This window comes from Chromobacterium sp. (assembly GCF_041912965.1).
Classification (GTDB): domain Bacteria; phylum Pseudomonadota; class Gammaproteobacteria; order Burkholderiales; family Chromobacteriaceae; genus Chromobacterium; species Chromobacterium aquaticum.
Window position 1 is genome coordinate 1 of sequence record NZ_JAYSGF010000036.1, and the last position, 26,238, is coordinate 26,238.

Here is a 26,238-nt window from a genome sequence, read left to right on the forward strand (position 1 = left end):
GCGAGATCACGCCTACTTCGGTGGTGCCGCCACCGATATCCACCACCATGGAGCCGGTCGGGTCTTCCACCGGCAGACCGGCGCCGATGGCGGCTGCCATCGGCTCTTCGATCAGTTCCACGCGGCGCGCGCCGGCGGCCAGCGCCGAATCGCGGATCGCCTTGCGTTCCACTTGAGTGGAGCCGCAGGGCACGCAGATCACGATGCGCGGGCTGGCGGCGAAGAAGCGGTTGGGGTTCACCTTCTTGATGAACTGCTTGAGCATCTGTTCGGTGACGGTGAAGTCGGCGATCACGCCGTCCTTCATCGGGCGGATCGCCTGGATGCTGCCCGGAGTGCGGCCCAGCATGCGCTTGGCTTCCAGGCCCACGGCCAGGATGGATTTCTTGTTGGTGGGCGCGTCGCTGTGAATGGCGACAACCGAGGGCTCGTCCAGCACGATGCCTTTGGCGCGCATGTAGATGAGGGTGTTGGCTGTGCCAAGGTCAATGGCGAGGTCGTTGGAGAAGTATCCGGTCAGCGAACGAAACATTGGGCGATCCTGGTCAGTTTTCGTCATGTGGCGGACGCGCCGTCGCGTCCGCGTTTATCTGTTGTTTGTTACCTGGCGCGCGGCGGCCGGAAGGCCGCTTGCGCATCATTTTCCGACGCGGGCCCGCGTCGATCGGGTCCGTGCGATCCAGCCCCGGCGCGGCGGCTTGCCGCCCGTCGGCCGCGTGGTGAAAGCGCTGCCGAAATAATGCCGTGGCGCGATGTCGATCTTGGGAGAATCAAGCGGGCTATGATACCCTATAACGCTTGAAATATTAAAGGTTTTGAACGAGGACACCATGTCGCTGACGCATCAGGATGTCGCACGAATTGCCAAGCTTGCCCGCATCAATGTCAATGAAGCGGAAATTGCCGCGACAAGCAAGCAACTCAATAATATTTTCGGCCTGATCGAACAGATGCAGGCGGTGAACACCGACGGCATCGAGCCGATGGCCCATCCGCAGGATGTCTCTTTGCGTTTGCGCGAAGATGTCGTTACCGAAACCAATCAGCGCGAAGCTTTCCAGGCCGTTGCCCCGCAAGTGGAAAAGGGCTTGTTCCTGGTCCCCAAGGTCATCGAGTGATGCTCTGATTGCCTGTGCCGGTCGTAGGTTCCCGCTCGCGGGGGCTGCCGGTGCTGGCCGCTGTCTGAAAGGACGGCGGCGCTCTTCCCGGATAGCTAAAGATTCCATTTCAAATGACACAGTCTACTTTAAAGCAACTGTCGCAACAGCTAGCGGCCAAGGAAGTCTCCAGCGTCGAGCTGGCCACGCAGTACCTGGCGCGCATCGAGGCGCTGAACCCGGCGCTCAACGCGCTGGTCACCGTCGACCGCGCCAAGACCCTGGCCGAGGCCGCCGCCGCCGATGCGCGCATCGCCACCGGCAACGCCCATGCGCTGACCGGCGTGCCCATCATCCACAAGGATTTGTTCTGCCAGCAGGGCTGGAAGACCAGCTGCGGCTCCAAGATGCTGGACAATTTCGTGTCGCCGTACAGCGCCCACGTGGTCGAGCAGTGCCAGGCCGCCGGCATGGTGACGCTGGGCCGCGCCAATATGGACGAGTTCGCGATGGGTTCGTCCAATGAGAACTCCTTCTACGGCGCGGTGAAAAATCCCTGGGATCAGAACGCGGTGCCGGGCGGCAGCTCCGGCGGTTCCGCCGCCGCCGTGGCCGCGCGGCTGACGCCGGTGGCCACCGCCACCGACACCGGCGGCTCCATCCGCCAGCCGGCTTCCCATTGCGGCGTCACCGGCATCAAGCCGACCTACGGCGTGGTGTCGCGCTACGGCATGGTGGCCTACGCCTCCTCGCTGGATCAGGGCGGCCCGATCGCGCAGACCGCCGAGGACTGCGCCTTGATGTTGAACGTGATGGCCGGCTTCGATCAGCGCGACTCCACCAGCCTGGAACGCGCCCGCGAAGACTACGCCCGCGATCTGAATCAGCCGCTGGCCGGCCTCAAGGTGGGCCTGCCGCGCGAATACTTCGCCGCCGGCTTGAGCGCCGACGTGGCGCGCGCGGTGGACGAGGCGGTGGCGGTGCTGAAAAAACAGGGCGCGCAGGTGGTGGACATCAGCCTGCCCAATACCGAGCTGTCCATCCCGGCCTACTACGTGATCGCGCCGGCCGAGGCCTCCACCAATCTGTCGCGTTACGACGGCGTGCGCTACGGCCATCGCGCCGCCGAGTACAAGGACTTGGTGGACATGTACGAGAAGACCCGCGCCGAAGGCTTCGGCAGCGAGGTCAAGCGCCGCATCCTGGTGGGCAGCTATGTGCTGTCGCACGGCTATTACGACGCCTACTATCTGAAGGCCCAGAAAATCCGTCGCCTGATCGCCAACGATTTCAAAGCCGCTTTCGAGCAGTGTGATGTGATCCTGGGGCCGGTGGCGCCGACCGCGGCCTTCGACATCGGCGCGATGAACGACGATCCGGTGCAGATGTATCTGTCCGACATCTACACTCTGTCGGTGAACCTGGCCGGCTTGCCGGGCATGAGCGTGCCGGCCGGCTTCAGCGCCAGCGGCCGTCCGATCGGCTTGCAGATCATCGGCAACTACTTCGGTGAGGCCAAGATGCTGAACGTCGCGCATCAGTTCCAGCTGGCCACCGATTGGCACAGCCGCGCGCCGGTTTTGTAATTGAATGAATTAGCCGCGGAAGCGCAGGGAAGGATATGGACAAACCCCGGCTCCCAAGAAGTGGGTGAGCTAGGGGGGCGCCGTTTTTCTTCCGTGTTTTCCGTGTGCTTCCGTGGCAAAAAATAATAGAAGGATTTTCCAACCATGAAATGGGAAGTCGTCATCGGTATCGAGGTGCATGTGCAGCTCAATACCGTCTCCAAGATTTTTTCCGGTTCCAGCACCGCTTTCGGCGCGGAGCCGAACACCCAGGCCTCCGCGGTGGAGCTGGCCTTTCCCGGCGTGCTGCCGGTATTGAACAAGGCGGTGGTGGAGAAGGCCATCCGCCTGGGCCTGGCGCTGGACGCCAAGATCAACCAGAAGAACGTGTTCGCGCGCAAGAACTACTTCTATCCCGACCTCCCCAAGGGCTACCAGATCAGTCAGATGGATCTGCCCATCGTCGAGGGCGGTCAGCTGAAGATTCTGGTCGGCGAGCAGGAGAAGGTGATAGGCGTGACTCGCGCCCATATGGAAGAGGACGCCGGCAAGAGCTTGCATGAAGACTTCCACGGCCTGTCCGGCATCGACCTCAACCGCGCCGGCACGCCGCTGCTGGAAGTGGTGTCCGAGCCGGACATGCGCTCGGTGGACGAGGCGCTGGCCTATGTGAAGGCCTTGTACGCGCTGGTGACCTGGCTGGGCATCTGCGACGGCAATATGCAGGAAGGCAGCTTCCGCATGGACGTCAACGTGTCGGTGCGCCCGGAGGGGCAGAAGGAATTCGGCACCCGCCGCGAGATCAAGAACCTCAACTCCTTCCGTTTCCTGGAGCAGGCCGCCAAGTACGAAATCCAGTGGCAGATCGACACCCTGGAAGACGGCGGCAAGGTGCAACAGGCCACCGTGCTGTTCGACCCGGATACTGGCGAAACCAGGATGATGCGCAGCAAGGAAGACGCGCATGACTACCGCTACTTCCCGGACCCGGACCTGCTGCCGGTGCGCATCTCCGACGAACAGATCGCTCGCATCCGCGGCGAGATGCCGGAACTGCCGGCGGCGATGCAAGTTCGTCTGGCCGACAGCTACGGCGTGTCCGCCTACGACGCGGCGCTGCTGACGTCCAGCCTGGCCCAGGCGCAGTACTTCGAAGCCGCGGCCAAGGCCTCCGGCCAGGGCAAGCTGGCCGCCAACTGGATCAACGGCGAGATCGCCGCGCGGCTGAACCGCGACGGCAAGGAGATTGCGGAATGTCCGATCTCGGCCGAGCGTCTGTCCGGTCTGATCGCGCGCATCGCCGACAACACCCTGTCCAGCAAACTAGCCAAGCAGGTGTTCGACGCCTTGTGGGACAGCGAACTGTCCGCCGACGCCGTCATCGAGCGTGATGGCCTGAAGCAGGTGTCCGACGTCGGCGCCATCGAGAAGATGGTGGAAGAAGCGATCGCCGCCAATCCCAAGGCGGTGGAAGAATTCCGCGCAGGCAAGGAGAAGGCGCTCAACGCCTTGGCCGGCCAGGTGATGAAGGCTTCCAAGGGTAAGGCCAACCCGGCTCAGGTGCAGGATATCCTGCGACAGAAGCTGGCCTGAGAACCTATTCCAAAGTCTGCTGCGCGTCGGCAGGATGGATAGAAAAGGGCGTTGAAACCGTCTTCGAAATGCTCATGTACCGTATGTACATTCCGCTTTCTCAGCCGTTTTCGCCTTGTCTCGCTCTAGCTCGCGAGACTTGGAACAGGTTCTGAGCCAACGGAACTCCAGGGCGGCGGCGCCGATTATGGCGCCGCCGCCCTGTTTTTGTGTTGCGGCGCGACAAGTTGTCTTGCCCTGGATTGTCCTTGGAAATATTCCCAGGCTTGACATGTGGTGTTTTCGTAATGGTTCGAGTGTTAACAGCTCACTTTGACTGATGTTTTTAAGCCTCTGATTTGACAAGGAATCCGCTTTTTGCCCAGCCCGCTAAGTCATTGTCTCAAAAGGTGAATTAGAACTTCTCGATGTTGACCGTGGGGAAGTTCTTTCTTATAGTGGCGGAAAGTGGGGCGAAGTGGGTGAAAGTGGGGCATTTGCCCCAGGGGGCGACGGCCCCTTAGGTTTATTCGGTCAGCGGGCTCGAAATCATGATTGGTGGCGTCAGCATCTTGTCTCTCGATAGCAAGGGGCGTTTGGCTATTCCGGCCAAACACCGCGAGACACTGCTGTCCGCTTTCGGGCACAAACTGATCGTCACCCTCGAGTCCCAAGACCACTTGCTGATCTACCCCGAACCCAACTGGCGTCCGGTCGAAGCCCGCCTGCTAGCCCTTCCCACCGGCAATCCCACTCTGAAACGTTACCAGCGCCTCGTGCTCGGCCACGCGGAAACGCTGGAAATGGACAGTGCCGGACGCATTCTGCTGCCCGCGCGCCTGCGCGATCTCACCGGACTCGACAAGGACGTCGCGCTGGTGGGCATGGGCAACCGCTTCGAGCTGTGGAATGCCGAGGAATGGGACAGTCAGACCGCTGACGCCCTGGCCATCGATCAAACCGATCTGGCCCAACACCTTGGAGACTTTACGCTGTGAGCACCACCCCCTTCGTGCACCTGACGGTGCTCTTGACCGAGGCGGTCGACGCGCTTGCCATCCGGCCGGATGGCACCTATGTCGATTGCACTTTCGGTCGAGGTGGCCACAGCCGCTTGATCCTGTCGCGACTGGGGCCGCAAGGCCGTCTGGTCGCTTTCGACAAGGATCCCGAAGCCATCGCCGTGGCCACGCGGCTGGCGGAGGAAGACCCGCGTTTTCAAATCGTGCACAACGGTTTCGAAACGCTGGGACAGGAATTGGAGCGCCTGGGCATTCCCCAGGTGGACGGCGTGTTGATGGATCTGGGCGTGTCATCGCCGCAGATCGACGACGGGCGGCGCGGTTTCAGCTTCCGCTTCGACGCGCCCTTGGACATGCGTATGGATACCACCCGCGGCATCACCGCGGCCGAATGGTTGGCGACGGCAGACGAGGCCGATATCAGAGAGGTCATCAAGACTTATGGTGAAGAGCGGTTTGCTCGCAAGATCGCAGCAGCCATTGTTGCGCAAAGGGCTGACGCCCCCCTCCAGACCACGCGTGAGCTCGCCTTGCTCGTTGGGCAAAACGTCCGTACTCGGGAACCGGGTCAGGACCCCGCAACGCGTACCTTCCAAGCGATCCGGATCTTTGTGAACCGCGAGCTGGACGAACTCAAGGCGGTGCTGCCGCAGGCGGCGCGCCGTCTGGCGGAAAACGGCCGCCTGGCGGTGATCAGCTTTCATTCGCTGGAAGACCGCATCGTCAAGCAATACCTGCGCGACGCCAGCAGCGAGGAAAAGCTGCCGGCCTGGGCGATGGTGCGCGCCGCCGACATGGCGCAGCCGCCGCTGTCCACCGTGGGCAAGCCGGTGCGCGCCAGCGATGAGGAAGTGCGCGCCAACGCGCGCTCCCGCAGCGCCATCATGCGCGTGGCCGAGCGCACCGCCGCGCCGTGGCGGGAGATCGACGCATGAACAAGCTCAACGCGATACTGCTGGTCATCGTGGTGTTGTCCGCCTGGTCGGTGGTCACCTCGACCCACGTGTCGCGCAAGCTCTACAGCGATTTGCAGAAGGAGCGCAAATCCGCCCAGCAGCTGGAGATCGAGTTCGGCCAGCTGCAACTGGAGCAGAGCACCTGGGGCGCGCACGCGGTGATTGAGAAAGCCGCGTCCAGCCGCCTCGACATGCATACCCCGGATCCGCGTCAGATCCAGGTGATTTCGCCTGGAAAGGGGATGTGATGCGCACTTACTCCCCGCGCCACCAGCAACGCATCCCGGACGCCAGCCCCGCGCTGCGCATGAAGCCGGGCCGCGTGCGTTTCGTATTGCTGATGCTGGCGCTGTTGTTCCTGGCCTTGATCGGCCGCGCGGTCTACCTGCAAGTGGTGCAACAGGATTTCCTGCAAAACCAGGGCGAGGCGCGTTTCCGCCGCGCGTTGACGCTGGAAGCCAACCGTGGCGTGATCACCGACCGCAACGGCGAGCCGCTGGCGATCAGCTCGCCGGTGCAGACCATCTGGGCCAGCCCGGCGGACATGGAGCCGGTGCAGCCGGCCAAGCTGCGCGAGCTGGCGGCGTTGTTGGACCTGTCGCCGGAAGAACTGTCGGCCAAGCTGTCCGACCGCAAGAAGGAATTCGTCTATGTCAAACGCCAGATCAGCCCGGAGCTGGCGGACAAGGTGATGGCGCTGGGCGTGCCCGGCATCGCCAAGCAGCAGGAATTCCGCCGCTTCTACCCGGCCGGGGAAATCGTGTCCCACATCATCGGTTTCACCGGAGTGGACGGCAAGGGGCAGGAAGGGGTGGAACTGGCGCGCGAGAAGATGCTGGCCGGCAAGGACGGCCGCCGCGTGGTGCTGAAGGACCGCCGCGGCCACATCATCGAAGACGTCGCCGCCATCGAGCCGCCGCGCGACGGCCAGAAGCTGGCGCTGGCGGTGGATCACCGCATCCAGTACCTGGCCTATCGCGAACTGAAGGCCGCGGTGGAATTGAACAAGGCCAAGGCCGGCAGCGTGGTGGTGCTGGACGCGCACACCGGCGAATTGCTGGCGCTGGCCAATTACCCCTCGTTCAATCCGAATAACCGCAGCGGCGTGACGCCGGAAATGATGCGCAACCGCGGCGTGATCGATCTGTTCGAGCCGGGCTCGACGATGAAGCCGCTGTCGATCTCGCTGGCGCTGGAAAACGGCAAGGCCGGCCTCAACACGGTGCTGGACACCCACACTTACATGATAGGCCCGGCCACCATCCGCGACGTGGCGCCGCGCCCTAGCCTGGACATCCTCGGCATCATCCAGAAATCGTCCAACGTCGGCACCAGCAAGCTGGCGCTGATGAGCTCGCCGGAACAGTCGTGGAAGCATTACGACGCGCTGGGCTTCGGCCGCGCGCCGGAAACCGGCTTCCCCGGCGAAGCCGGCGGCCGGCTGCGCGACTGGCACAACTGGCGGCCCATCGAGCAGGCGACGATGTCCTTCGGCTACGGCATCTCGGTCAGCCTGATCCAGATGGCGCGCGCCTATACCGTGTTCGCCAACGATGGCGTGATGCTGCCGATCTCGCTGTACAAGACCGCCACGCCGATGCCGGGCAAGCGCGTGCTGGCGGAAAAGACCGCGCACGAGATGCGCGATTTGCTGATCGCCAACAGCCAGCCGGGCGGCGGCGCCGTCGGCGGCCGCATCATCGGCTACAGCATAGGCGGCAAGAGCGGCACCGCGCGCAAGCTGGAAGGCCGCACCTATGTGGCCAACAAGCACCGCGCGCTGTTCATGGGCTTCGCGCCGGGCAAATCGCCGCGCGTGATCGTGTCGGTGATGATAGACGAGCCCTCCGCGGGCAAATATTACGGCGGCGCGGTGGCTGCGCCAGTGTTCTCGCAGATCGCCGGCGGCGCGCTGCGAGTATTGAACGTGCAGCCGGACGAACCCTCCAACAACACTTTATTGCCGGAATCCACCCCGGTGCCGGTGGATTTTTGATCAGATCATGAAAAGCCGTTTGACCCCATTGCCGGACTGGAATCCGGACGACATCAAACAACTGGGACTGCCCGTCAAGCGGGTGGAGACCGACAGCCGCCGCGTGCTGCCCGGCGACGTGTTCCTGGCGTGTCCCGGCCTGCATTCCGACGGCCGCGACTACATCCAGGCCGCGCTGGCGAAAGGCGCGGCCGCGGTGTTGTGGGACGACGCCGACGGCTTCGCCTGGAATCCGCTGTGGCAGGCGCCCAATCTGGCGGTGCCGAATCTGCGCGAGCGCATCGGCATGCTGGCGGCCGAGGTCTACGGCCACCCCAGCCGCGCGCTGCGCGTGATCGGCATCACCGGCACCAATGGCAAGACCTCGATTTCGCACTGGCTGGCGCAGGCCTTCTCGCTGTTGGGCCAGAAGGCGGCGCTGATCGGCACCGTCGGCAACGGCTTTTACGGCGAACTGACCGAAACCACCCACACCACACCGGACCCGGTGACGGTGCAGCAGAAGCTGGCCGAATACCGCCGCCAGGGCGCGCACGTGGTGACCATGGAAGTGTCCAGCCACAGCCTGGACCAGGGCCGCGTCAACGGCGTGGACTTCGCCACCGCGGTGCTGACCAATCTGACGCGCGACCATCTGGACTACCACGGCTCGATGGAAGCCTACGGCGAATCCAAGAAGAAGCTGTTCTTCTGGGAAGGCCTGCAGCACGCGGTGATCAATGCCGACGATGCCTTCGGCCGCCAACTGGCCGCCGAAATCGACCCGGCTCAGACTCAGGTGGTGACTTACGGCCTGGAGCAGGGCGATGTGCGCCCGCTGGCGCTGGCCGCCACGCTGGACGGCCTGCAACTGACGGTGACCACGCCCTGGGGCGTCACCGATGTGCGCACCGGCCTGGTGGGCCGCTTCAACGCCGCCAATCTGCTGGCCTGTCTGGCCACGCTGTGCGTCAACGGCGTCAGCCTGCGCGACGCCGCCGCGGTGATGGCGCGCATCCAGCCTGCGCGCGGCCGCATGCAGAGCGTGGGCGGCGCGCATGAGCCGCTGGTGGTGATCGACTACGCCCACACGCCGGACGCGCTGGAAAAAGCCTTGTCCACGCTGGCCGAGATCCGTCCGGAAGGCGGCCGCCTGTTCTGCGTGTTCGGCTGCGGCGGCGACCGCGATCCGGGCAAGCGCCCGATGATGGGCGCCATCGCCGAGAAAATCGCCGACGTGGCGGTGCTGACCAGCGACAACCCGCGCACCGAAGACCCGCAAGCCATTCTGCGCGACGTGCTCGCCGGCATGGACGCCGCGCGCATCCATGTCGAGGCGGACCGCGAAGCCGCCATCCACTGGGCGGTGAGCCAGGCGCGCGCCGGCGACGTGGTGCTGGTGGCCGGCAAGGGGCATGAGGAATACCAGGACATCGCCGGCGTCAAGCGGCCGTTTTCCGACTTCCGCGTGGCGGAAGAGGCGCTGACCGCCTGGGGGGAACGCGCATGATGACGCTGCTGCTGGCCGCCGAACTGGCCCGGGGCGCTTTGAGCGGCCCGGACGGCGACATCCTGCGCGTGGTGACCGACAGCCGCGAGGCCGGTGCCGGCGATCTGTTCGTCGCGCTGAAGGGCGAACGCTTCGACGCCCACGATTTCGTCGCCGAGGTGACGGCCAAGGGCGCGGCCGCGCTGGTGCGCGCGGATTTCGAGCTGTCCGGCGCCAGCCTGATCCGTGTGGACGACACCCGGCTGGCGCTGGGCCGGCTGGCGTCGGGCTGGGCGCAGCGTCTGCCGGCGCTGCGCATCGGCGTCACCGGCTCCAACGGCAAGACCACGGTCAAGGAAATGCTGGCCGCCATTCTGCGCCAATATGCGGGCGCGGACGCGGTGCTGGCCACCGCCGGCAACTTCAACAACGACATCGGCCTGCCGCTGACCCTGCTGCGGCTGACGCCGGCGCATCGCTACGCGGTGCTGGAGATGGGCATGAACCATCACGGCGAGCTCAGCTATCTGACCGGCCTGGCCCGGCCGCGCATCGCCTTGGTCAATAACGCGATGCGCGCCCACTTCGGCTACTTCGGCTCCACCGAGGAAGTGGCGCGCGCCAAGGCGGAAATCTTCGAAGGCCTGGACGCCGACGGCGTGGCGGTGCTCAACGCCGACGACGCCAATCTGGCGCTGTTCCGCCGCGCGGCGGACGGCCATCGCCAGATCGCCTTCGGCCTGGGCGCCGCAGCCGAGGTCCGCGCCGCCGACATCGAGCTGGACGCCTTGAGCAGCCGCTTCACGCTGCGCTGCGCCAACGGCGAACAGCGTATCGAATTGCCGGCGCCGGGCGAGCACAATGTGCGCAATGCGCTGGCCGCCGCCAGCCTGGCCTTGGCCGCCGACGTGCCGCTGGCCGACATCGCCGCCGGTCTGGCCGCCTTTGGCGGCGCCAAGGGCCGTTTGCAGCTGAAGCAAAGCCCGCGCGGCCTGAGCGTGATCGACGACAGCTACAACGCCAACCCGGATTCGATGAAGGCCGGGATCGATGTGTTGACGCGTTTGCCGGCGCCGCGCTGCTTCGTGATGGGCGATATCGGCGAACTGGGCGATAGCGCCGACGCCTTGCACGCGGAAGTGGGCGAGTACGCGCGGGCGCGCGGCATCGACCTGTTGCTGACGCTGGGCGAGGTTTCGCGCCACGCCGCCGCCGCTTGCGGCGCGCGCGGCAAACATTTTGATTCGATTGACGAGTTGTACGAGTTTCTCGACCGGCAGTTGCCGTCGGGTGCCTCCGTTCTGGTCAAGGGGTCGCGCTTCATGCGCATGGAACGGGTGGTGGAACACCTGATGCAACAATTTAGAGAGGAACAATAACGTGCTGCTCTGGCTGGCTGAATTGCTGGGCTCCCACATCCGGGCCTTCAATGTCTTCAACTACATCACGCTGCGCGCGGTGATGGCGGCGCTGACCGCGTTGGCGATCTCGCTGCTGCTGGGACCGTGGGTGATTCGCAAGCTGACCGAACTCAAGGTGGGCCAGGCGGTGCGTCAGGACGGGCCGCAGACCCATCTGGTCAAGGCCGGCACCCCGACCATGGGCGGCTCGCTGATCCTGCTGGCCATCGGCCTGACCACGCTGCTGTGGGCGGACCTGTCGAATAAATACGTGTGGCTGCTGCTGGCGGTGATGTTCGGCACCGGCGCGCTGGGCTTTTACGACGACTGGCGCAAGGTGGTGTACAAGGACCCGAAAGGCGTGTCCGCCAAGTTCAAGATGGCCTGGCAGTCCGCCATCGCCATCGGCGCCGGCGTGTTCCTGATCGCCACCGCCAAGCTGCCGGCGTCCACCGAGCTGATCGTGCCCTTCGTCAAGACCGTCGCCTACCCGCTGGGCGCGATCGGTTTCTGCGTGCTCACCTATTTCGTCATCGTCGGCACCTCCAACGCGGTGAACCTGACCGACGGCCTCGACGGCCTGGCGGCGCTGCCCACCGTGCTGGTGGCCGCCGGCCTGTCCATCTTCGCCTATGTCGCCGGCCACGCGGTGTTTTCCAAATACCTGGGCCTGCCCTTTATCCCCGGCGCCCACGAGGTGGTGGTGTTTTGCGCGGCGATGTGCGGCGCCTGCCTGGGCTTTTTGTGGTTCAACGCCTATCCGGCCCAAGTGTTCATGGGCGACGTCGGCGCGCTGGCGCTGGGCGCGGCGCTGGGCACCGTGGCGGTGATCGTGCGTCAGGAAATCGTGCTCTTGATCATGGGCGGCCTGTTCGTGATGGAAGCGCTGTCGGTGATGATCCAAGTGGCTTCCTTCAAGCTCACCGGCAAGCGAGTGTTCCGCATGGCGCCGCTGCACCATCACTATGAGTTGAAAGGCTGGAAGGAAACGCAAGTGGTGGTGCGTTTCTGGATCATCACCATGATGCTGGTGCTGGTCGGCCTGTCCACCATCAAGTTGCGTTGAGGAAGACTATGGACTACGCGAATCGTCACGTCGTGGTGGTGGGCTTGGGAGGCTCGGGCCTGGCGGCCGCGCGCTACCTGGCCGCGCACGGCGCGCGCGTGAGCGTGGCCGACGCCAAGCCGTCGGCCGAGCGCGTGGCCGAGCTGCGCGCCTTCCTGCCGCAGGCGGAAGTGCGCAGCGGCGACTTCAGCGCCCAGACCTTCGCCGACGCCGACCTGCTGGTGCTGAGCCCGGGCGTGCCGCTGAAGCATCCGGCCGTCGCCGCTTTCCGCCAAGCCGGCGGCGAGGTGATTGGCGATATCGAAGTGCTGGCGCGCGCGATCCGCGGCGATGGCAGCAAGGTGATCGCCATCACCGGCTCCAACGGCAAGAGCACCGTCACCAGCCTGGTCGGCCATTTGTGCGCCGCCGCCGGCCTGGACGCGGTGGTGGCCGGCAATATCGGCCTAGCGGTGCTGGAAGCGCAGCTGGAGCGCGAGCAAAGCGGCAAGCGCCCGGACGTATGGGTGCTGGAGCTGTCCAGTTTTCAACTGGAATCCACATTCACGCTGGAGGCTGATGCCGCCACGGTGCTGAATATTTCCGAGGACCACCTGGACCGCTACGACGATCTGCTGGACTACGCCCACACCAAGACCCGGGTGTTCCACGGCGCCGGCGCCCAGGTGCTGAACCGCGACGACGCGCTGGTGCGCGCGATGGTCCGGCCCGGCCGCGCGGTCCGGTGGTTCTCGCTGACACAGGATGCCGCATACGCGTTGCGGCAGGATGACGGCCGCTACTGGCTGAGCCTGGACGGCGAGCGGGCCTTCGATTGCGCCGAGATGAGCTTGCAGGGTCTGCACAACGCCGCCAACGCGCTGGCCGCGCTGGCCTTGTGCGAAGCCGTCGGCGCGCCGCGCGCCGCGCTGTTGAATGGGCTGAAAACTTTCCGTGGCCTTGAACATCGCGTCGAGCTGGTAGACGAAATCGGCTCGGTTGCGTTTATCGATGATTCCAAGGGCACCAATGTCGGCGCCACCGAGGCGGCGTTGAACGGCATGACGCGTCCGGTGGTGTTGATCGCCGGCGGCGACGGCAAGGGCCAGGACTTCGCGCCGCTGGCGCCGGCCTGCCGCCGCATCGCCCGCGCCGTGCTGTTGATCGGCCGCGACGCCGGCAAGATCCGCGCCGCGCTGTCCGCCACCGGCTTGCCCTTGCACGACTGCGAGACGCTGGAAGAAGCCACCCGCCGCGCGGCGGAACTGGCGCGGCCGGGCGATGTGGTGTTGCTGTCGCCGGCTTGCGCCAGCCTGGACATGTTCCGCAACTACGCGCACCGCGCCCAGGTGTTCATCGACACCGTGGCCGAGTGGAAGGCGCGGCAAGCGGAGGCGACGCGGCCATGATCGTGCACGGAGCCCGGCGCTACGCCGCCATCAAGCCGTTCGACGAAGCGCTGTCCTGGGCGCTGGCCCTGCTGCTGTCGATCAGCCTGGTGATGGTGTATTCGGCGTCCATCGCCTATGCCGAGGCCGACGCGGCCACGCACAACCGTTACTTCTACCTGATTCGTCACCTGATCTTCATGACGATAGGGCTGAGCGCGGCCTATATCGCCTTCCAGATCCCGACGGCGTTCTGGCAGAAGTATTCGGGCAAGATTTTCCTGATTGGCCTGGTGCTGCTGGTGCTGGTGTTGGTGCCCGGCATCGGCAAGATGGTCAACGGCTCGCGGCGCTGGATCAATCTGTTCGTGCTGAACCTGCAGCCGTCGGAAGTGATGAAGTTCGCCACCGTGCTGTACGCGGCGGATTACACCGTGCGCAAGAGCCATTTGCTGCACAGCCTGAAGGAAGGCTTCGCGCCGATGTTCGCCGCCATGGTGGTGGTGGCCTTTTTGCTGCTGCGCGAGCCGGACTTCGGCGCGCTGATGGTGGTGATGAGCATCGCGATGGGCGTGCTCTTCCTCGGCGGCATCAATATGCGCATCTTCAGCGGGCTGGCGGTGATGGCGGTGGGCGCCATCGTGGTGCTGATCATCTCCTCGCCGTATCGCTTGAAGCGGGTGCTGGGTTTCATGGACCCGTGGGACGACCCGTACGGCAAGGGCTACCAGCTGTCTCACTCCTTGATCGCCATCGGGCGCGGCGAGTGGTTCGGCGTCGGCCTGGGCGGCAGCATAGAGAAATTGTTTTACCTGCCGGAGGCGCACACCGACTTCATCATGGCGGTGATTTCGGAGGAGTTCGGCTTCATTGGCATCTGCGTGGTGATAGGCCTGTACGCCTGGATCGTGCGCCGCGCCTTTCACATCGGCGTGGAATCGAAAAAGCTGGAGCGCTACTACCAATCGCTGGTGGCGCAGGGTCTGGGCATCTGGCTCGGCATCCAGGTGTTTTTCAACATCGGGGTGAATATGGGCCTGCTGCCGACCAAGGGTTTGACCTTGCCGCTGATGTCATTCGGCGGCTCGGCGATGTTGATGAATTTGATCGCGGTGGCGGTGCTGCTGCGAGTTGATTATGAAAATCGCCGCATCATGCGCGGCTACAAGGTTTGATGAAGATGGCGAATCGCACGGTCATGGTGATGGCGGCTGGCACGGGTGGACACATCGTCCCCGGTCTCGCCGTGGCCAAGGAATTGCAAAGCCGGGGCTGGAAGGTGGTGTGGCTGGGCACTCGCCGCGGCATGGAGAACAAGCTGGTGCCGCCAACCGGCATTCCGCTGGAGCGACTGAACTTCCACGGCGTGCGCGGCAAGGGCTTGCTGGGCTCGCTCAAGGGCGCGCTGCAGCTGGTCGGCGCTTTCTTCAGCAGCGCGGCGCAGATTTTCCGCCATCGCCCGGACGTGGTGCTGGGCATGGGCGGTTATGTTTGCCTGCCCGGCGGCGTGATGGCGGGCCTGCTGTGGAAGCCGCTGGTCCTGGTCAACGCCGATGCCGGTCTGTTGTTGAGCAATAAGGCCTTGCTGCCCTTCGCCAAGAAACTGGCCTGCGGCTTCGACGGCGACGCGGCGCGCAACGGCAAGGCGCTGGTCACCGGCAATCCGGTGCGCGGCGAGATCGAGAGCATCGCCGCGCCGGCGGAGCGCTTCGCCGGCCGCAGCGGTCCGCTGAAGGTCTTGGTGGTGGGCGGCAGCCTGGGCGCCAAGGCATTGAACGAAACGCTGCCGCAGGCGATGGCCAAGTTGCCGGCCGACAAGCGGCCGCGACTGACGCATCAGACCGGCGAGGCGAATTTCGCCGCGGTCGAAGCGGCTTATCAGGCCGCGGGCCTGCGGGAGCAGGTTGAACTGCTGCCCTTCGTCGACGATATGCCGCAGCGCCTGGCCGAATGCGATCTGGTGATCTGCCGCGCCGGCGCGATCACGGTCAGCGAATTGTGCGCGGCCGGCGTGCCCAGCGTGCTGGTGCCGCTGGTGGTGTCCACCACCGGCCATCAGCGCGACAACGCCGAGTGGATGGCGCAGGCCGGCGCGGCCTGGCATCTGCCGCAGAAGGAATTGAACGCCGACGGGCTCGCGAGCCTGCTGGCGGGTTTGGATCGAGACCAGTTGCTGGACAAGGCCGAACGCGCGCGCGCGCTGGCTCGTTCCGGCGCGGCCGGCCGGGTGGCCGACCTGTGCCAGCAGCTGGCCAGGGAATGACAGGGCGTCATACGAGCGCTCAAGCAGAGACACAGACATGAAACACAGGGTCAAACACATACATTTCGTCGGCATCGGCGGCGTCGGCATGTGCGGCATCGCCGAGGTGCTGCACGGCCTGGGCTTTACCGTGTCCGGTTCCGACATGGCGGAAAGCGCCACCAGCAAGCGGCTGATCGATCAGGGCATCCGTGTGTTCTACGGCCACGACGCCACCTATATGCACGGCGCCGACGTGGTGGTGACCTCCACCGCGGTCAAGGCCGACAACCCGGAAGTGCTGGAAGCGCGCGCCAACAAGATCCCGGTGATTCCGCGCGCGATGATGCTGGCGGAACTGATGCGCTTCAAGCAGGGCATCGCCATCGCCGGCACCCACGGCAAGACCACCACCACCAGCCTGACCGCCTCGGTGCTGGGCGCGGCCGGCCTGGATCCCACCTTCGTCATCGGCGGCAAGCTGACCGCGGCCGGCACCAATGCGCGCCTGGGCTCTGGCGAGTTCCTGGTGGCCGAGGCCGATGAATCGGACGCCTCCTTCCTGCATCTGACTCCGGTGATGGCGGTGGTGACCAATATCGACGCCGATCACATGGACACCTATGACCACAGCTTCGACAAGCTCAAGCAGGCCTTCGTCGACTTCCTGCAGCGGCTGCCGTTCTACGGCCGCGCGGTGCTGTGCGTGGATGACCCCAATGTGCGCGAGATCCGCGGCCGCATCACCAAGCCGGTGACCACCTACGGCCTGGACGACTCCGCCGACATCTACGCCGAGAACGTGCGCGCCGCCGCCGGCCAGATGCATTTCGACGTGGTGGTGAAGAACGGCAAGGAAGTGCGCTTCCCGGTGGTGCTGAACATGCCGGGCCGTCACAACGTGCTCAACGCGCTGTCCGCCATCGCCATCGGCCTGGAGTGCGGCGCCAGCGTGGAAGCGATCCAGCAAGGCCTGGCCGAATTCGCCGGCGTCGGCCGCCGCTTCCAGCGTTACGGCGAAGTGCCGGCCAAGGCCGGCGGCAGCTTCACCCTGGTGGACGATTACGGCCATCACCCGGTGGAAATGGCCGCCACGCTGGCCGCGGTGCGCGGCGCCTTCCCGGACAAGCGCTTGGTGCTGGCCTTCCAGCCGCACCGCTATACCCGCACCCGGGACCTGTTCGAGGACTTCGTCAAAGTGTTGTCCGGCGTGGACGCGCTGCTGCTGTCCGAAGTCTATGCCGCCGGTGAAGCGCCCATCGTCGCCGCCGACGGCCGCGCCTTGGCGCGCGCGGTGCGGGTTTTGGGCAAGGTGGAGCCGGTGTTCGTCGAGGACATCGCCGAGATGCAGCAGACCATTTTCGATCAGGCTCGCGACGGCGACGTGGTGGTGACCATGGGCGCGGGTTCCATCGGCGCGGTGCCAGCCAAAGTGGCGGCGGGCGCGTGATGATGAATGACAAGGACAAGGCAATGAAGCAGTACGGCAAGGTGGCGGTGATGATGGGCGGCAGTTCCTCCGAGCGCGAAGTGTCGCTGATGAGCGGCGCCGGCGTGCTCGCGGCCCTGCAGTCCCGTGGCGTGAACGCCCATAAGTTCGATCCGTCGGAACAGCCGCTCAGCGCGTTGCAGGAAGAAGGCTTCGACCGCGTGTTCAACATCCTGCATGGGCCCTTCGGCGAAGACGGCACCTTGCAGGGGGTGCTGGAAAGCATGGGCCTGCCGTATACCGGCTGCGGCGTGATGGCATCGGCGATCTGCATGGACAAATGGCGCACCAAGCTGTTGTGGCAGGGCGCCGGCCTGCCGATTCCGGAATTCGAGCTGCTGGACGAACACAGCGATTTCGCCGCGGTGGAGGCCAAGCTGGGCCTGCCCATCTTCGTCAAGCCGGCCACCGAGGGTTCCAGCATCGGCGTGACCAAGGTCAAGCAGCCGGGCGCACTGAAGGCGGCGTTCGAGGAAGCGCGCAAATACGACAGCATCGTGATCGCCGAGCGTTTCATCGGCGGCGGCGAATACACCTGTGCGGTGATAGGCGACACGGCGTATCCGACCATCAAGATCGAGCCGGCGACCGAGTTCTACGACTACGACGCCAAGTATTTCCGCGACGACACCGTTTACCGCTGCCCGTCCGGACTGAGCGAAGACATTGAGCGGCGCGCGCGCGAATTGTCGCTGGCCGCATTCCGCGTGCTGGGCGGCCGCGGCTGGGGCCGAGTGGATTTCCTGATGGACGAGGCCGGCGGCATTTACCTGCTGGAAGCCAACACCAATCCGGGCATGACCAGCCACAGCCTGGTGCCGATGGCGGCGCGGGCGATGGGCATCAGTTACGAGGACTTGTGCCTCAAGGTTCTGGATATGGTGCATGTGGGATAACCATCAGCTGCTTAGAGGCCTGGCCAACTTGATGCTGGCCGCCACCGCGCTGATGTTGCTGTACGCAGGAGGGTTCTGGTTGACGCACGCGCCGGTGTTTCCGGTGAAGAAGATCCAGATTCGCGGCGACATGAAACGCGTGACGCCGGAACAGCTGAAGTTCATTGCCGAGCACGAGTTGTCCGGCACCTTCTTCACGCTGGACATCGACAAGACGCGGGCGGCCTTCGGCAAATTGCCGTGGGTGCGGGATGCCCAGGTGCGGCGGCGCTGGCCGGACGCGCTGGACATCTCGGTGGAAGAGCATGTGGCGCTTGCGCGCTGGGGAGAGAACGGCCTGGTCAATACCCGAGGAGAGCGGTTCGACGCCGCCAGCGACCAGGACCTGCCGGTGTTTTACGGGCCGGCGGGGGCAGAGAAGGACATGAGCGAAATGCTGGGAGGGCTGCGCCAGGATCTGGCGCCGGCGAGTGTCAAGCCGGCGGCGCTGTGGCTGTCCAGCCGCCGCGCCTGGAAAGTGGGGCTGGACAACCAGGTGCAGCTGGAGCTGGGACGCAACGACGTGAGTCCGCGCGCCCGCCGCTTCGCCCAGTACTGGAAGAGCAAATTGGCGGCGCTGCCGTACTCCATTGAGTACGTTGATATGCGCTACCCGAATGGATTCGCCGTGCGGATGCCCGATTACAAGGCGCCGCCGGCCAAGGGAAACAAGTAATTAGCAGTTGGAGCGACAGGTGAGCAAACCAAAGGAAAGCAAGAACATGCTGGTTGGCCTCGACATCGGCACATCCAAGATTGTGGCGATCGTCGCAGAAGTCCTGGAGGACGGCCAACTCAATATCGTCGGCATGGGCCACACCCCGTCGCGCGGTTTGAAGCGCGGCATGGTGGTGAACATCGAATCCACGGTGCAGGCCATCCAGCGCGCGCTGGAAGAGGCGGAACTGATGGCCGACTGCAAGATTCACGAGGTGTTCGCCGGCATCGCCGGCAGTCACATCAAGAGCGTGAACTCGCACGGCATGGTGGCGATCAAGGATCGCGAAGTCACCAAGATGGACATCGACCGCGTGATTGAAACCGCGCGCGCGGTGACCATTCCGCCGGACCATCAGGTGCTGCACATCCTGACCCAGGAATACAGCATCGACGGCCAGGAAGGCGTGCGCGAGCCGCTGGGCATGAGCGGCGTGCGGCTGGAAGCCAAGGTGCACATCGTCACCGGCGCGGTGTCCGCCGCGCAGAACGTGACCAAGTGCGTGCGCCGCTGCGGCCTGGAAGTGTCCGACCTGGTGCTGCAGCCGATGGCTTCCGCCATCGCGGTGCTGTCGGAAGACGAAAAAGACCTGGGCGTTTGCCTGATCGACATCGGCGGCGGCACCACCGATATCGCGGTCTACGCCAATGGCGCGATCCGCCACACCGCGGTGATTCCGATCGCCGGCGACCAGATCACCAACGACATCGCCATGGCCTTGCGCACCCCGACCAAGGAAGCCGAGGACATCAAGATCCAGCACGCGGTGGCGCTGGTGGCGATGGCCGACCCCAGCCAGATGATAGAAGTGCCGGGCGTGGGCGAGCGCGGGCCGCGGCAGATGTCGCGCGCCACGCTGGCCGAAGTGGTGGAGCCGCGGGTGGAAGAGTTGTTCCAGCTGGTGCAGCAGGAACTGCGCCGCAGCGGTTTCGAGGATTTGCTGTCCTCCGGCATCGTGCTCACCGGCGGCGCCAGCCTGATGCCGGGCATGGTGGAGCTGGCGGAAGAAGTATTCCACATGCCGGTGCGCGTCGGCGTGCCCAAGTATGTGGGCGGCCTGGCGGAAGTGGTGAAGACCCCGCGCTTCTCCACCGGCGTCGGCCTGCTGTTGTACGGCAAGGACCAGATTCAAACGCATGCCGGCCCCAAGGTGGAGACGGCGGGTGTGGGCCAGATGTTCACGCGCATGAAGGCGTGGTTTGCTGGCAATTTTTAAGAGTTTGTTGACGATCCGCGGATCGTGAACATTGTACTAAGCGCTACGCGGCCGGCGCACTCGCTGGCCACGATAGCGATCGGGCAGATGTATCTGAAGTAGGTAGCTCATCTTTATTGAGGAGAGAAAAATGAGCGGAATGGTCTTCGAAGTTATGCAAGAAACCGCCAATGTGGCGATCATCAAAGTCATCGGCGTCGGCGGCGGCGGTTGCAACGCCATCGACAATATGATTGAAGGCAATGTGCACGGCGTGGAATTCATCTGCGCCAACACCGACGCCCAATCGCTGCTGCGCAACAAGTCGCCGCAGAAACTGCAGCTGGGCAACAACCTGACCCGTGGCCTGGGCGCGGGCGCCAACCCGGAAGTGGGCCGCAGCGCGGCGCTGGAAGACCGCGAACGCATCGCCGAGATGCTGCGCGGCTCCAATATGGTGTTCGTCACCGCCGGCATGGGCGGTGGCACCGGTACCGGCGCGGCGCCCGTTGTCGCCGAAGTGGCCAAGGAAATGGGCATCCTGACCGTGGGCGTGGTCACTCGTCCGTTCGAGCACGAAGGCAAGCGCATGAAAGTGGCGCAGAACGGCATCGAGGATCTGAAAAAGCACGTTGATTCGCTGATCGTGATCCCCAATGAAAAACTGATGGAAGTGCTGGGCGACGACGTGACCATGCGCGAAGCCTTCCGCGCCGCCGACGACGTGCTCAAGGGCGCGGTGGCCGGCATCGCCGAAGTGATCACTTGCCCGGGCCTGATCAACGTCGACTTCGCCGACGTGCGCACCGTGATGAGCGAAATGGGCCTGGCGATGATGGGTTCCGCCTACGCCTCCGGCATCGACCGCGCTCGCGTGGCCGCCGAGCAGGCCGTGGCCAGCCCGTTGCTGGACAACATCACGCTGGAAGGCGCGCGCGGCGTGCTGGTCAACATCTCCACCGCGCCTGGCTGCCTGAAGATGAGCGAGTATCGCGAAATCATGGGCATCGTGCGCCAGTACGCGGATGAAGACGCGCAGATCAAGTTCGGCACCGCCGAAGTGGAAGACATGCCGGAAGACACCATCCGCGTGACCCTGATCGCCACCGGCCTGGGCCAGAAGAAGACCGCGCGCAATACCGAGGAGCGTCCGGAATACATCAAGATCGTCAAGACCGGCACCGACGACCGCGCGGTGGAAGTGGTCAGCTACGACGACTTCGATACCCCGGCCATCATGCGCCAGGGCCGTCGCCGCGCCGCGCCGTCCATGGACTTCTCCAACCCGGAAGTGAGCGAAAGCTATGACATCCCGGCCTTCCTGCGCAAGCAGGCGGACTGAGGCGGAGCCGCTATAGAAGAAAGCTATTTCGTACTGCAAATCAATCAATAAAGTGCGGTTTTTGACTGTGCTAGAATCGGGCATTCCCATTTGTTCGAGATGCCCGACATGATATTGCAGCGCACGCTGAAACAAGCGATAAGCGCCACGGGTGTGGGTTTGCACTCCGGCGAGCGGGTGAAGCTCACCCTGCTGCCGGCCGCGCCCGACACCGGGATCGTCTTTCGCCGCACCGACTTGCCCGAGCCGGTGGAGGTGAAGGTGGATCCATCGCTCGTCAACGACACGCGACTCTCCTCCACGCTGGTGACAGACACCGGCGTGCGTGTCGGCACGATCGAGCATTTGATGTCGGCCCTGGCGGGCTTTGGCATCGACAACCTCGTGATTGAGGTCACGGCGGCGGAGATCCCCATCATGGACGGATCCGCCGCCCCTTTCATTTACCTGCTGCAGACCGCGGGCGTGGTCGAGCAGGGCGCCAAGAAGCGCTTCATCCGCGTCACCCAGACGGTGGAGGTGGAAGAGCGCGGCGTGTGGGTGAAGCTGGAGCCGCACGAGGGCTTCAAGGTCACGTTGTCCATAGACTTCAACCATCCGGCCTTCAATCTGGCGCCGCAGACGGTGGCGGTGGATTTCGCGCGCCATTCCTATACCGACGAGATCAGCCGCGCGCGCACCTTCGGCTTCATGCACGAGGTGGAGTACATGCGCAACCACGGCCTGGGCCGCGGCGGCAGCCTGGACAACGCCATCGTCATCGACGACGAATACGTGCTGAATCCGGAAGGCCTGCGTTTCCCCGATGAATTCGTTCGCCACAAAATCCTGGACGCCATCGGCGACCTCTACATCATCGGCCACCCGTTGATCGCCGCCTTCTCCGGCCACAAATCCGGCCACGCGATGAACAACAAGCTGTTGCGCAAGCTGCTGGAGACGCCGGAAGCGTGGGAATACGTCAGCTACGACGACCCGCTGGACGCGCCGTCCAGCTTCCACCGGCTGCCGGAGGTGGCCTAGCGGTGTTTGGTTTCTGGCGCCTGTGGCTGCTCGTCACCATCCTGCTGCTGGGCTGGGCAGGCGTCTGTTATCTATTGACCCGCAATCCGCTCTACCTGCGCTACCTCGGCCGCATCGCCCGCTGGAGCGGCGGCCTGGTGGTGCTGGTCAGCGCCTTCTGGCTGATTTACCGGCTGCTGTCCTAGCAGGCCGGAGGAGTGATGAACCCATGTCCGAATTGACTCATTTCGACGCCGGCGGCCAGGCCCATATGGTCGACGTCGGCGCCAAGGCGCACAGCCGCCGCCGCGCGGTGGCCGAAGGCCGCATCCGCATGCTGCCCGCCACCTTCGCGCTGGTGAAGGATGGCGGCCATAAAAAAGGCGATGTGCTCGGCATCGCCCGCATCGCCGCGATCATGGCGTCCAAGAAGGCCGCGGACCTGATCCCGCTCTGCCATCCGATCGCGCTGACCCGCGTGGCGGTGGACTTCGAACTACTGGAGGCCGATAGCGCCGTGCGCATCGAAGTCACCGCGGAATGTAGCGGCCAGACCGGGGTGGAAATGGAAGCGCTGACCGCCGCCAATGTCGGCCTGCTGACCATTTACGATATGTGCAAGGCGGTGGATCGCGGCATGGTCATCGAGGGCGTGCGGCTGCTGGAGAAAGAGGGCGGCAAGAGCGGGCATTGGCGGGTGGAAGGCTGACGGTCCACGCAGGGCGGCAAACAAGAGCCTTACCTTGTATGCTGTGTATACATTGTGGTTTCAGGAGGAGTTGCCATGAGTGTCATGTCCGTGAGAGTGGCCGATGATGTCGCCCAGCAACTCGAAGCTTTGGCGCATGCGACCGGTCGCAGCAAATCATTCCTGGTGACGCAAGCCATCGGCGATTATCTGGAGCGTGAGGCTTGGCAGGTGCAGGCTATTGAGGCGGGCTTGAAGGAAGCGGATGCCGGCGATTTCGCTTCCTCCGACGAAGTGAGCGCATTCTTCGCCAAGCATGGAGCATAAGTGCGGCTCGTCTGGCTGCGGAGCGCGCTGCAAAATCTCCAGCAAGAGGCAGAGTTCATCGCCGAGGAAAACCCCGCCGCGGCCGCCCTGGTGAGGGCGGTCAGAGCCGCAACCAAGCATCTGGCGGATTTTCCCGAGACAGGCAGACCTGGACGCGTCCCTGGCACGCGCGAACTGGTGCTGGAAGGCTACCCCTACCTGATTCCCTATCGGGTCAAGGACGATCAGGTTCAAATTCTCCGCATATTCCATACCCGCCGTCGGCCGCCCAAACGTTGGTGAGTATTGGCGCTGGTTGGAAGTTTACGGCGTTTGCTCCGCGCCGGCCCGCGACGCTTGACGCCTACGTTCGGTTGGCTTGTCCCGCCAATAGCCGGCCAAGAGCGAGCCGGAAATATTGTGCCAGACCGAGAACAGCGCGCCGGGCAAGGCCGCCAGCGGGCTGAAGTAGGCCTTGCCCAGCTGGGCGGCCAGGCCGGAGTTCTGCATGCCCACCTCGATCGCCAGCGTGCGGCACACCGATTCGTCGAAGCCCAGCAAGCGTCCTCCCCAATACCCGCCCAACAGGCCGATGGCGTTGTGCAGCATCACCGCCAGAATGGTCAGCCAGCCCACCGTGGCGATGTGGTTCTTGCTGCCGGCGACGATGGCGGCGATCAGCGCGACGATGGCCAGCATCGACAACAGCGGCAGCAGCGGCTCCAGCCGGCGGACCTGGGGCGTGAAGAAGCGATGGGCCAGCAGGCCCAGGCCTATCGGCAGGATGACGATCTGCAGAATGCTCAGCAGCATCGCCGCCACTTCCACCTTGATCGCCGCGTCCACGTACAGCCGGGTCAGCAGCGGCGTGGCCACCACGCCGACCAGCGTCGACAGCGAGGAAATGGTGACCGACAGCGCCACGTCGCCGCGCGATAGATAGATGATCACATTCGACGCGGTGCCGCTGGCGACGCTGCCCACCAGAATCATGCCGATGGCCAGCTGCGGCGGCATCTGGAACAGCCGCGCCAGCGCCCAGGCCGCCAGCGGCATCACCAGATAGTGCAGACCCAGGCCGGCCAGCACCGGCGCCGGCCGGCTCAGCACCCGCTTGAAATCGTCCAGCGTCAGCGTCAGCCCCATCGCGAACATGATTACCGCCAGCAGCAGCCCGGTATGCGGCAGCAGCGGGGTGAACGCCGCCGGCCGCTGGTAAGCGACGGCGGACAGCAGCAGGGCCCATAGCGGGAACAGGCGGGTGATTGTGGCGAGCACGGCGACTCCTGGCGGCGGACGATGCGCCCATCATAGGCGATGCGCCCCGGTGTCTGGCAAGTCCGCGCGCGCATGGCTGATCCAGCGTCAGCCGTCGGCTGCGCAATCGTCTTTTGCCAGCGGCGGCGCGGCGCGGTTTAATCGGGTCTTCGATTCCATGGAGCGCGCGATGCAAGCGACGATTGCCGGCAAGACCGTGGCCGACTGGCAGGCCAGCCACCCCTTATTGACGTCCTTGATGGCCTTGCGGCCTTTGAGCTGGTTCAACCCCGCGCTGGCGCCGGCGGCGGAAGCGCTGGCCGACGTGGGCTTGAGCCGGGCCGATGTCGCGGACGCCGATGCGCGTTTGCGCCGTTTCGCGCCCTATCTGGCGCGGGTGTTTCAGGACGCGGCCGCCAGCGGCGGCATCATCGAATCGCCGCTGCTGCCGCTGCCGGCGATGCGCGCGGCCTTGTGGGCCGAGGCCGGGTTGGCGGACGGCGGCGGCCTGTGGCTGAAGGCGGATAATCTGTTGCCGATTTCCGGCTCCATCAAGGCGCGCGGCGGCATTTACGAGGTATTGAAGCACGCGGAAAGCTTGGCGCTGAGTCATGGCCTGCTGCGGGAGGGGGACGACTACGCCGGGCTGGACAGCGCCGAGGCGCGGGCCTTCTTCGGCGGCTACCGGGTGGCGGTGGGCTCCACCGGCAACCTGGGCCTGTCCATAGGCATCATCAGCGCCAAGCTGGGCTTCCAGGCCAGCGTGCATATGTCGGCGGACGCGCGGCAGTGGAAGAAGGATTTGCTGCGCAGCCATGGGGTCGAGGTGGTCGAGTATCCGTCCGATTACAGCGTGGCGGTGGCCGAAGGCCGCAAACAGGCGGCGTCCGATCCGCGCTGTCATTTCGTCGACGACGAGAATTCGGTCAATCTATTCCTTGGTTACGCGGTGGCGGCGGAGCGTCTGCGCGGCCAGTTGGCGGAGCAGGGCGTCCGGGTGGACGCGGAACACCCGCTGCTGGTGTATCTGCCCTGCGGCGTCGGCGGCGGGCCGGGCGGGGTTGCTTTCGGCCTCAAGCTGGCTTTCGGCGACGCGGTGCATTGCCTGTTCGCCGAACCCACCCACGCGCCCTGCATGTTGTTGGGCGTTTACACCGGACTGCATGATGAGGTGGCGGTGCAGGATTTCGGCATCGACAATCTGACCGCCGCCGACGGCCTGGCGGTGGGCCGCCCGTCCGGCTTCGTCGGCCGCGCGATGCAGCGGTTGATAGACGGCTATTACACGGTGGACGATGCCGAGCTCTACCGCTTGCTGGCCTTGCTGGAGCGCGAGCAGGGCTTGCGGCTGGAGCCGTCGGCGCTGGCCGGCATGCCGGGGCCGCTGCGGGTGTTGAGCGAGACCCAGGGTTACCGCCAGCGGCTGGGCTTGAGCCCGGAGCGGCTGGCGCGCGCCAGCCATCTGGTGTGGGGCACCGGCGGCGGCATGGTGCCGCCGGCGGAAATGGACGCCTATCTGGCGGAAGGCCGGCGACGGCTGACGGCGTGAACGATG

The 26,238-nt window shown here is 64.9% G+C and carries 26 protein-coding genes; 24 read left to right on the forward strand and 2 right to left on the reverse strand.

Annotation, left to right across the window (positions count from 1 at the left end; all coding sequences use genetic code 11):
- Window positions 1-532 (reverse strand): rod shape-determining protein (locus ACE3QM_RS17480; RefSeq protein WP_374423660.1); only part of this gene is annotated, 532 nt, incomplete at its 3' end.
- A gap of 298 nt (window positions 533-830) precedes the next feature.
- Between ACE3QM_RS17480 and gatC the strand changes: the two genes are divergently transcribed.
- From gatC to ACE3QM_RS17595, 23 genes are all read left to right on the forward strand, one after another.
- Window positions 831-1,118, forward strand: coding sequence for an Asp-tRNA(Asn)/Glu-tRNA(Gln) amidotransferase subunit GatC (gene gatC / locus ACE3QM_RS17485; RefSeq protein WP_048408435.1), 288 nt, complete (start codon window positions 831-833; stop codon window positions 1,116-1,118).
- Between the two features lie 113 nt (window positions 1,119-1,231).
- Window positions 1,232-2,683, forward strand: a complete 1,452-nt coding sequence (gene gatA, locus ACE3QM_RS17490; protein ID WP_374423663.1) for an Asp-tRNA(Asn)/Glu-tRNA(Gln) amidotransferase subunit GatA — start codon at window positions 1,232-1,234, stop codon at window positions 2,681-2,683.
- 144 nt (window positions 2,684-2,827) lie between these two features.
- Window positions 2,828-4,255 carry an Asp-tRNA(Asn)/Glu-tRNA(Gln) amidotransferase subunit GatB gene (gene gatB, locus ACE3QM_RS17495; RefSeq protein WP_374423665.1) on the forward strand — a complete coding sequence of 476 codons (1,428 nt, stop codon included), beginning with the start codon at window positions 2,828-2,830 and terminating at the stop codon, window positions 4,253-4,255.
- 530 nt (window positions 4,256-4,785) lie between these two features.
- Window positions 4,786-5,232, forward strand: coding sequence for a division/cell wall cluster transcriptional repressor MraZ (gene mraZ / locus ACE3QM_RS17500; RefSeq protein ID WP_043635472.1), 447 nt, complete (start codon window positions 4,786-4,788; stop codon window positions 5,230-5,232).
- Window positions 5,229-6,191: a 16S rRNA (cytosine(1402)-N(4))-methyltransferase RsmH gene (rsmH, locus tag ACE3QM_RS17505; RefSeq protein WP_374423668.1), complete on the forward strand. Its 963-nt coding sequence runs from the start codon at window positions 5,229-5,231 to the stop codon at window positions 6,189-6,191. The genes mraZ and rsmH overlap by 4 nt, the downstream gene beginning before the upstream one ends.
- The gene (gene ftsL, locus ACE3QM_RS17510; protein ID WP_048408359.1) at window positions 6,188-6,460 is read left to right on the forward strand and encodes a cell division protein FtsL; all 273 of its coding nucleotides are present in this window, start codon (window positions 6,188-6,190) and stop codon (window positions 6,458-6,460) included. Before rsmH ends, ftsL begins: the two co-directional genes overlap by 4 nt.
- On the forward strand, window positions 6,460-8,208 hold the full coding sequence (locus ACE3QM_RS17515; protein ID WP_048408358.1) for a penicillin-binding protein 2: 1,749 nt from the start codon (window positions 6,460-6,462) through the stop codon (window positions 8,206-8,208). The genes ftsL and ACE3QM_RS17515 overlap by 1 nt, the downstream gene beginning before the upstream one ends.
- Window positions 8,209-8,215: 7 nt before the next feature.
- Window positions 8,216-9,697: a UDP-N-acetylmuramoyl-L-alanyl-D-glutamate--2,6-diaminopimelate ligase gene (locus tag ACE3QM_RS17520; RefSeq protein ID WP_374423671.1), complete on the forward strand. Its 1,482-nt coding sequence runs from the start codon at window positions 8,216-8,218 to the stop codon at window positions 9,695-9,697.
- A complete protein-coding gene (gene murF, locus ACE3QM_RS17525; protein ID WP_374423673.1) occupies window positions 9,694-11,055 on the forward strand; it encodes a UDP-N-acetylmuramoyl-tripeptide--D-alanyl-D-alanine ligase in 1,362 nt (453 codons plus the stop codon). The genes ACE3QM_RS17520 and murF overlap by 4 nt, the downstream gene beginning before the upstream one ends.
- Window position 11,056: 1 nt before the next feature.
- A complete protein-coding gene (gene mraY / locus ACE3QM_RS17530) occupies window positions 11,057-12,142 on the forward strand; it encodes a phospho-N-acetylmuramoyl-pentapeptide-transferase (RefSeq protein WP_048408355.1) in 1,086 nt (361 codons plus the stop codon).
- Window positions 12,143-12,150: 8 nt separating this feature from the next.
- A complete protein-coding gene (gene murD, locus ACE3QM_RS17535; RefSeq protein WP_374423676.1) occupies window positions 12,151-13,530 on the forward strand; it encodes a UDP-N-acetylmuramoyl-L-alanine--D-glutamate ligase in 1,380 nt (459 codons plus the stop codon).
- A complete protein-coding gene (gene ftsW, locus ACE3QM_RS17540; protein WP_048408353.1) occupies window positions 13,527-14,684 on the forward strand; it encodes a putative lipid II flippase FtsW in 1,158 nt (385 codons plus the stop codon). The genes murD and ftsW overlap by 4 nt, the downstream gene beginning before the upstream one ends.
- 5 nt (window positions 14,685-14,689) lie before the next feature.
- A complete protein-coding gene (gene murG / locus ACE3QM_RS17545; protein ID WP_374423679.1) occupies window positions 14,690-15,772 on the forward strand; it encodes an undecaprenyldiphospho-muramoylpentapeptide beta-N-acetylglucosaminyltransferase in 1,083 nt (360 codons plus the stop codon).
- A 37-nt stretch (window positions 15,773-15,809) separates the two neighbouring features.
- Window positions 15,810-17,201 (forward strand): UDP-N-acetylmuramate--L-alanine ligase, encoded by a 1,392-nt coding sequence (gene murC / locus ACE3QM_RS17550; RefSeq protein ID WP_048408352.1) that lies wholly within the window; start codon window positions 15,810-15,812, stop codon window positions 17,199-17,201.
- Between the two features lie 23 nt (window positions 17,202-17,224).
- The gene (locus ACE3QM_RS17555) at window positions 17,225-18,136 is read left to right on the forward strand and encodes a D-alanine--D-alanine ligase (protein ID WP_374423719.1); all 912 of its coding nucleotides are present in this window, start codon (window positions 17,225-17,227) and stop codon (window positions 18,134-18,136) included.
- Window positions 18,126-18,851 (forward strand): cell division protein FtsQ/DivIB, encoded by a 726-nt coding sequence (locus tag ACE3QM_RS17560; RefSeq protein WP_231461617.1) that lies wholly within the window; start codon window positions 18,126-18,128, stop codon window positions 18,849-18,851. The genes ACE3QM_RS17555 and ACE3QM_RS17560 overlap by 11 nt, the downstream gene beginning before the upstream one ends.
- A 46-nt stretch (window positions 18,852-18,897) precedes the next feature.
- Window positions 18,898-20,109, forward strand: coding sequence for a cell division protein FtsA (gene ftsA, locus ACE3QM_RS17565; RefSeq protein WP_197081372.1), 1,212 nt, complete (start codon window positions 18,898-18,900; stop codon window positions 20,107-20,109).
- Window positions 20,110-20,239: 130 nt separating this feature from the next.
- Window positions 20,240-21,430, forward strand: a complete 1,191-nt coding sequence (ftsZ, locus tag ACE3QM_RS17570; RefSeq protein ID WP_048408349.1) for a cell division protein FtsZ — start codon at window positions 20,240-20,242, stop codon at window positions 21,428-21,430.
- Between the two features lie 111 nt (window positions 21,431-21,541).
- Complete coding sequence (gene lpxC, locus ACE3QM_RS17575) at window positions 21,542-22,453, forward strand: UDP-3-O-acyl-N-acetylglucosamine deacetylase (protein WP_048408432.1); 912 nt, start codon at window positions 21,542-21,544, stop codon at window positions 22,451-22,453.
- A gap of 2 nt (window positions 22,454-22,455) precedes the next feature.
- On the forward strand, window positions 22,456-22,638 hold the full coding sequence (locus ACE3QM_RS17580; RefSeq protein WP_019102328.1) for a hypothetical protein: 183 nt from the start codon (window positions 22,456-22,458) through the stop codon (window positions 22,636-22,638).
- A gap of 23 nt (window positions 22,639-22,661) precedes the next feature.
- Window positions 22,662-23,141 (forward strand): cyclic pyranopterin monophosphate synthase MoaC, encoded by a 480-nt coding sequence (gene moaC / locus ACE3QM_RS17585; protein ID WP_231461618.1) that lies wholly within the window; start codon window positions 22,662-22,664, stop codon window positions 23,139-23,141.
- A gap of 75 nt (window positions 23,142-23,216) precedes the next feature.
- Window positions 23,217-23,447 carry a CopG family ribbon-helix-helix protein gene (locus ACE3QM_RS17590; protein WP_048408346.1) on the forward strand — a complete coding sequence of 77 codons (231 nt, stop codon included), beginning with the start codon at window positions 23,217-23,219 and terminating at the stop codon, window positions 23,445-23,447.
- Entirely contained in the window at window positions 23,448-23,729 is a 282-nt protein-coding gene (locus tag ACE3QM_RS17595) for a type II toxin-antitoxin system RelE/ParE family toxin (RefSeq protein WP_374423683.1), read from the forward strand.
- A gap of 21 nt (window positions 23,730-23,750) precedes the next feature.
- On the opposite strand, the gene ACE3QM_RS17600 is transcribed toward ACE3QM_RS17595, so the two are convergent.
- Window positions 23,751-24,704, reverse strand: a complete 954-nt coding sequence (locus ACE3QM_RS17600; RefSeq protein WP_374423685.1) for a bile acid:sodium symporter family protein — start codon at window positions 24,702-24,704, stop codon at window positions 23,751-23,753.
- Between the two features lie 169 nt (window positions 24,705-24,873).
- Here ACE3QM_RS17600 and dsdA point away from each other — a divergent pair, with 169 nt between their 5' ends.
- Complete coding sequence (dsdA, locus tag ACE3QM_RS17605) at window positions 24,874-26,232, forward strand: D-serine ammonia-lyase (RefSeq protein WP_374423688.1); 1,359 nt, start codon at window positions 24,874-24,876, stop codon at window positions 26,230-26,232.
- The last annotated feature ends 6 nt before the right edge of the window (window positions 26,233-26,238 follow it).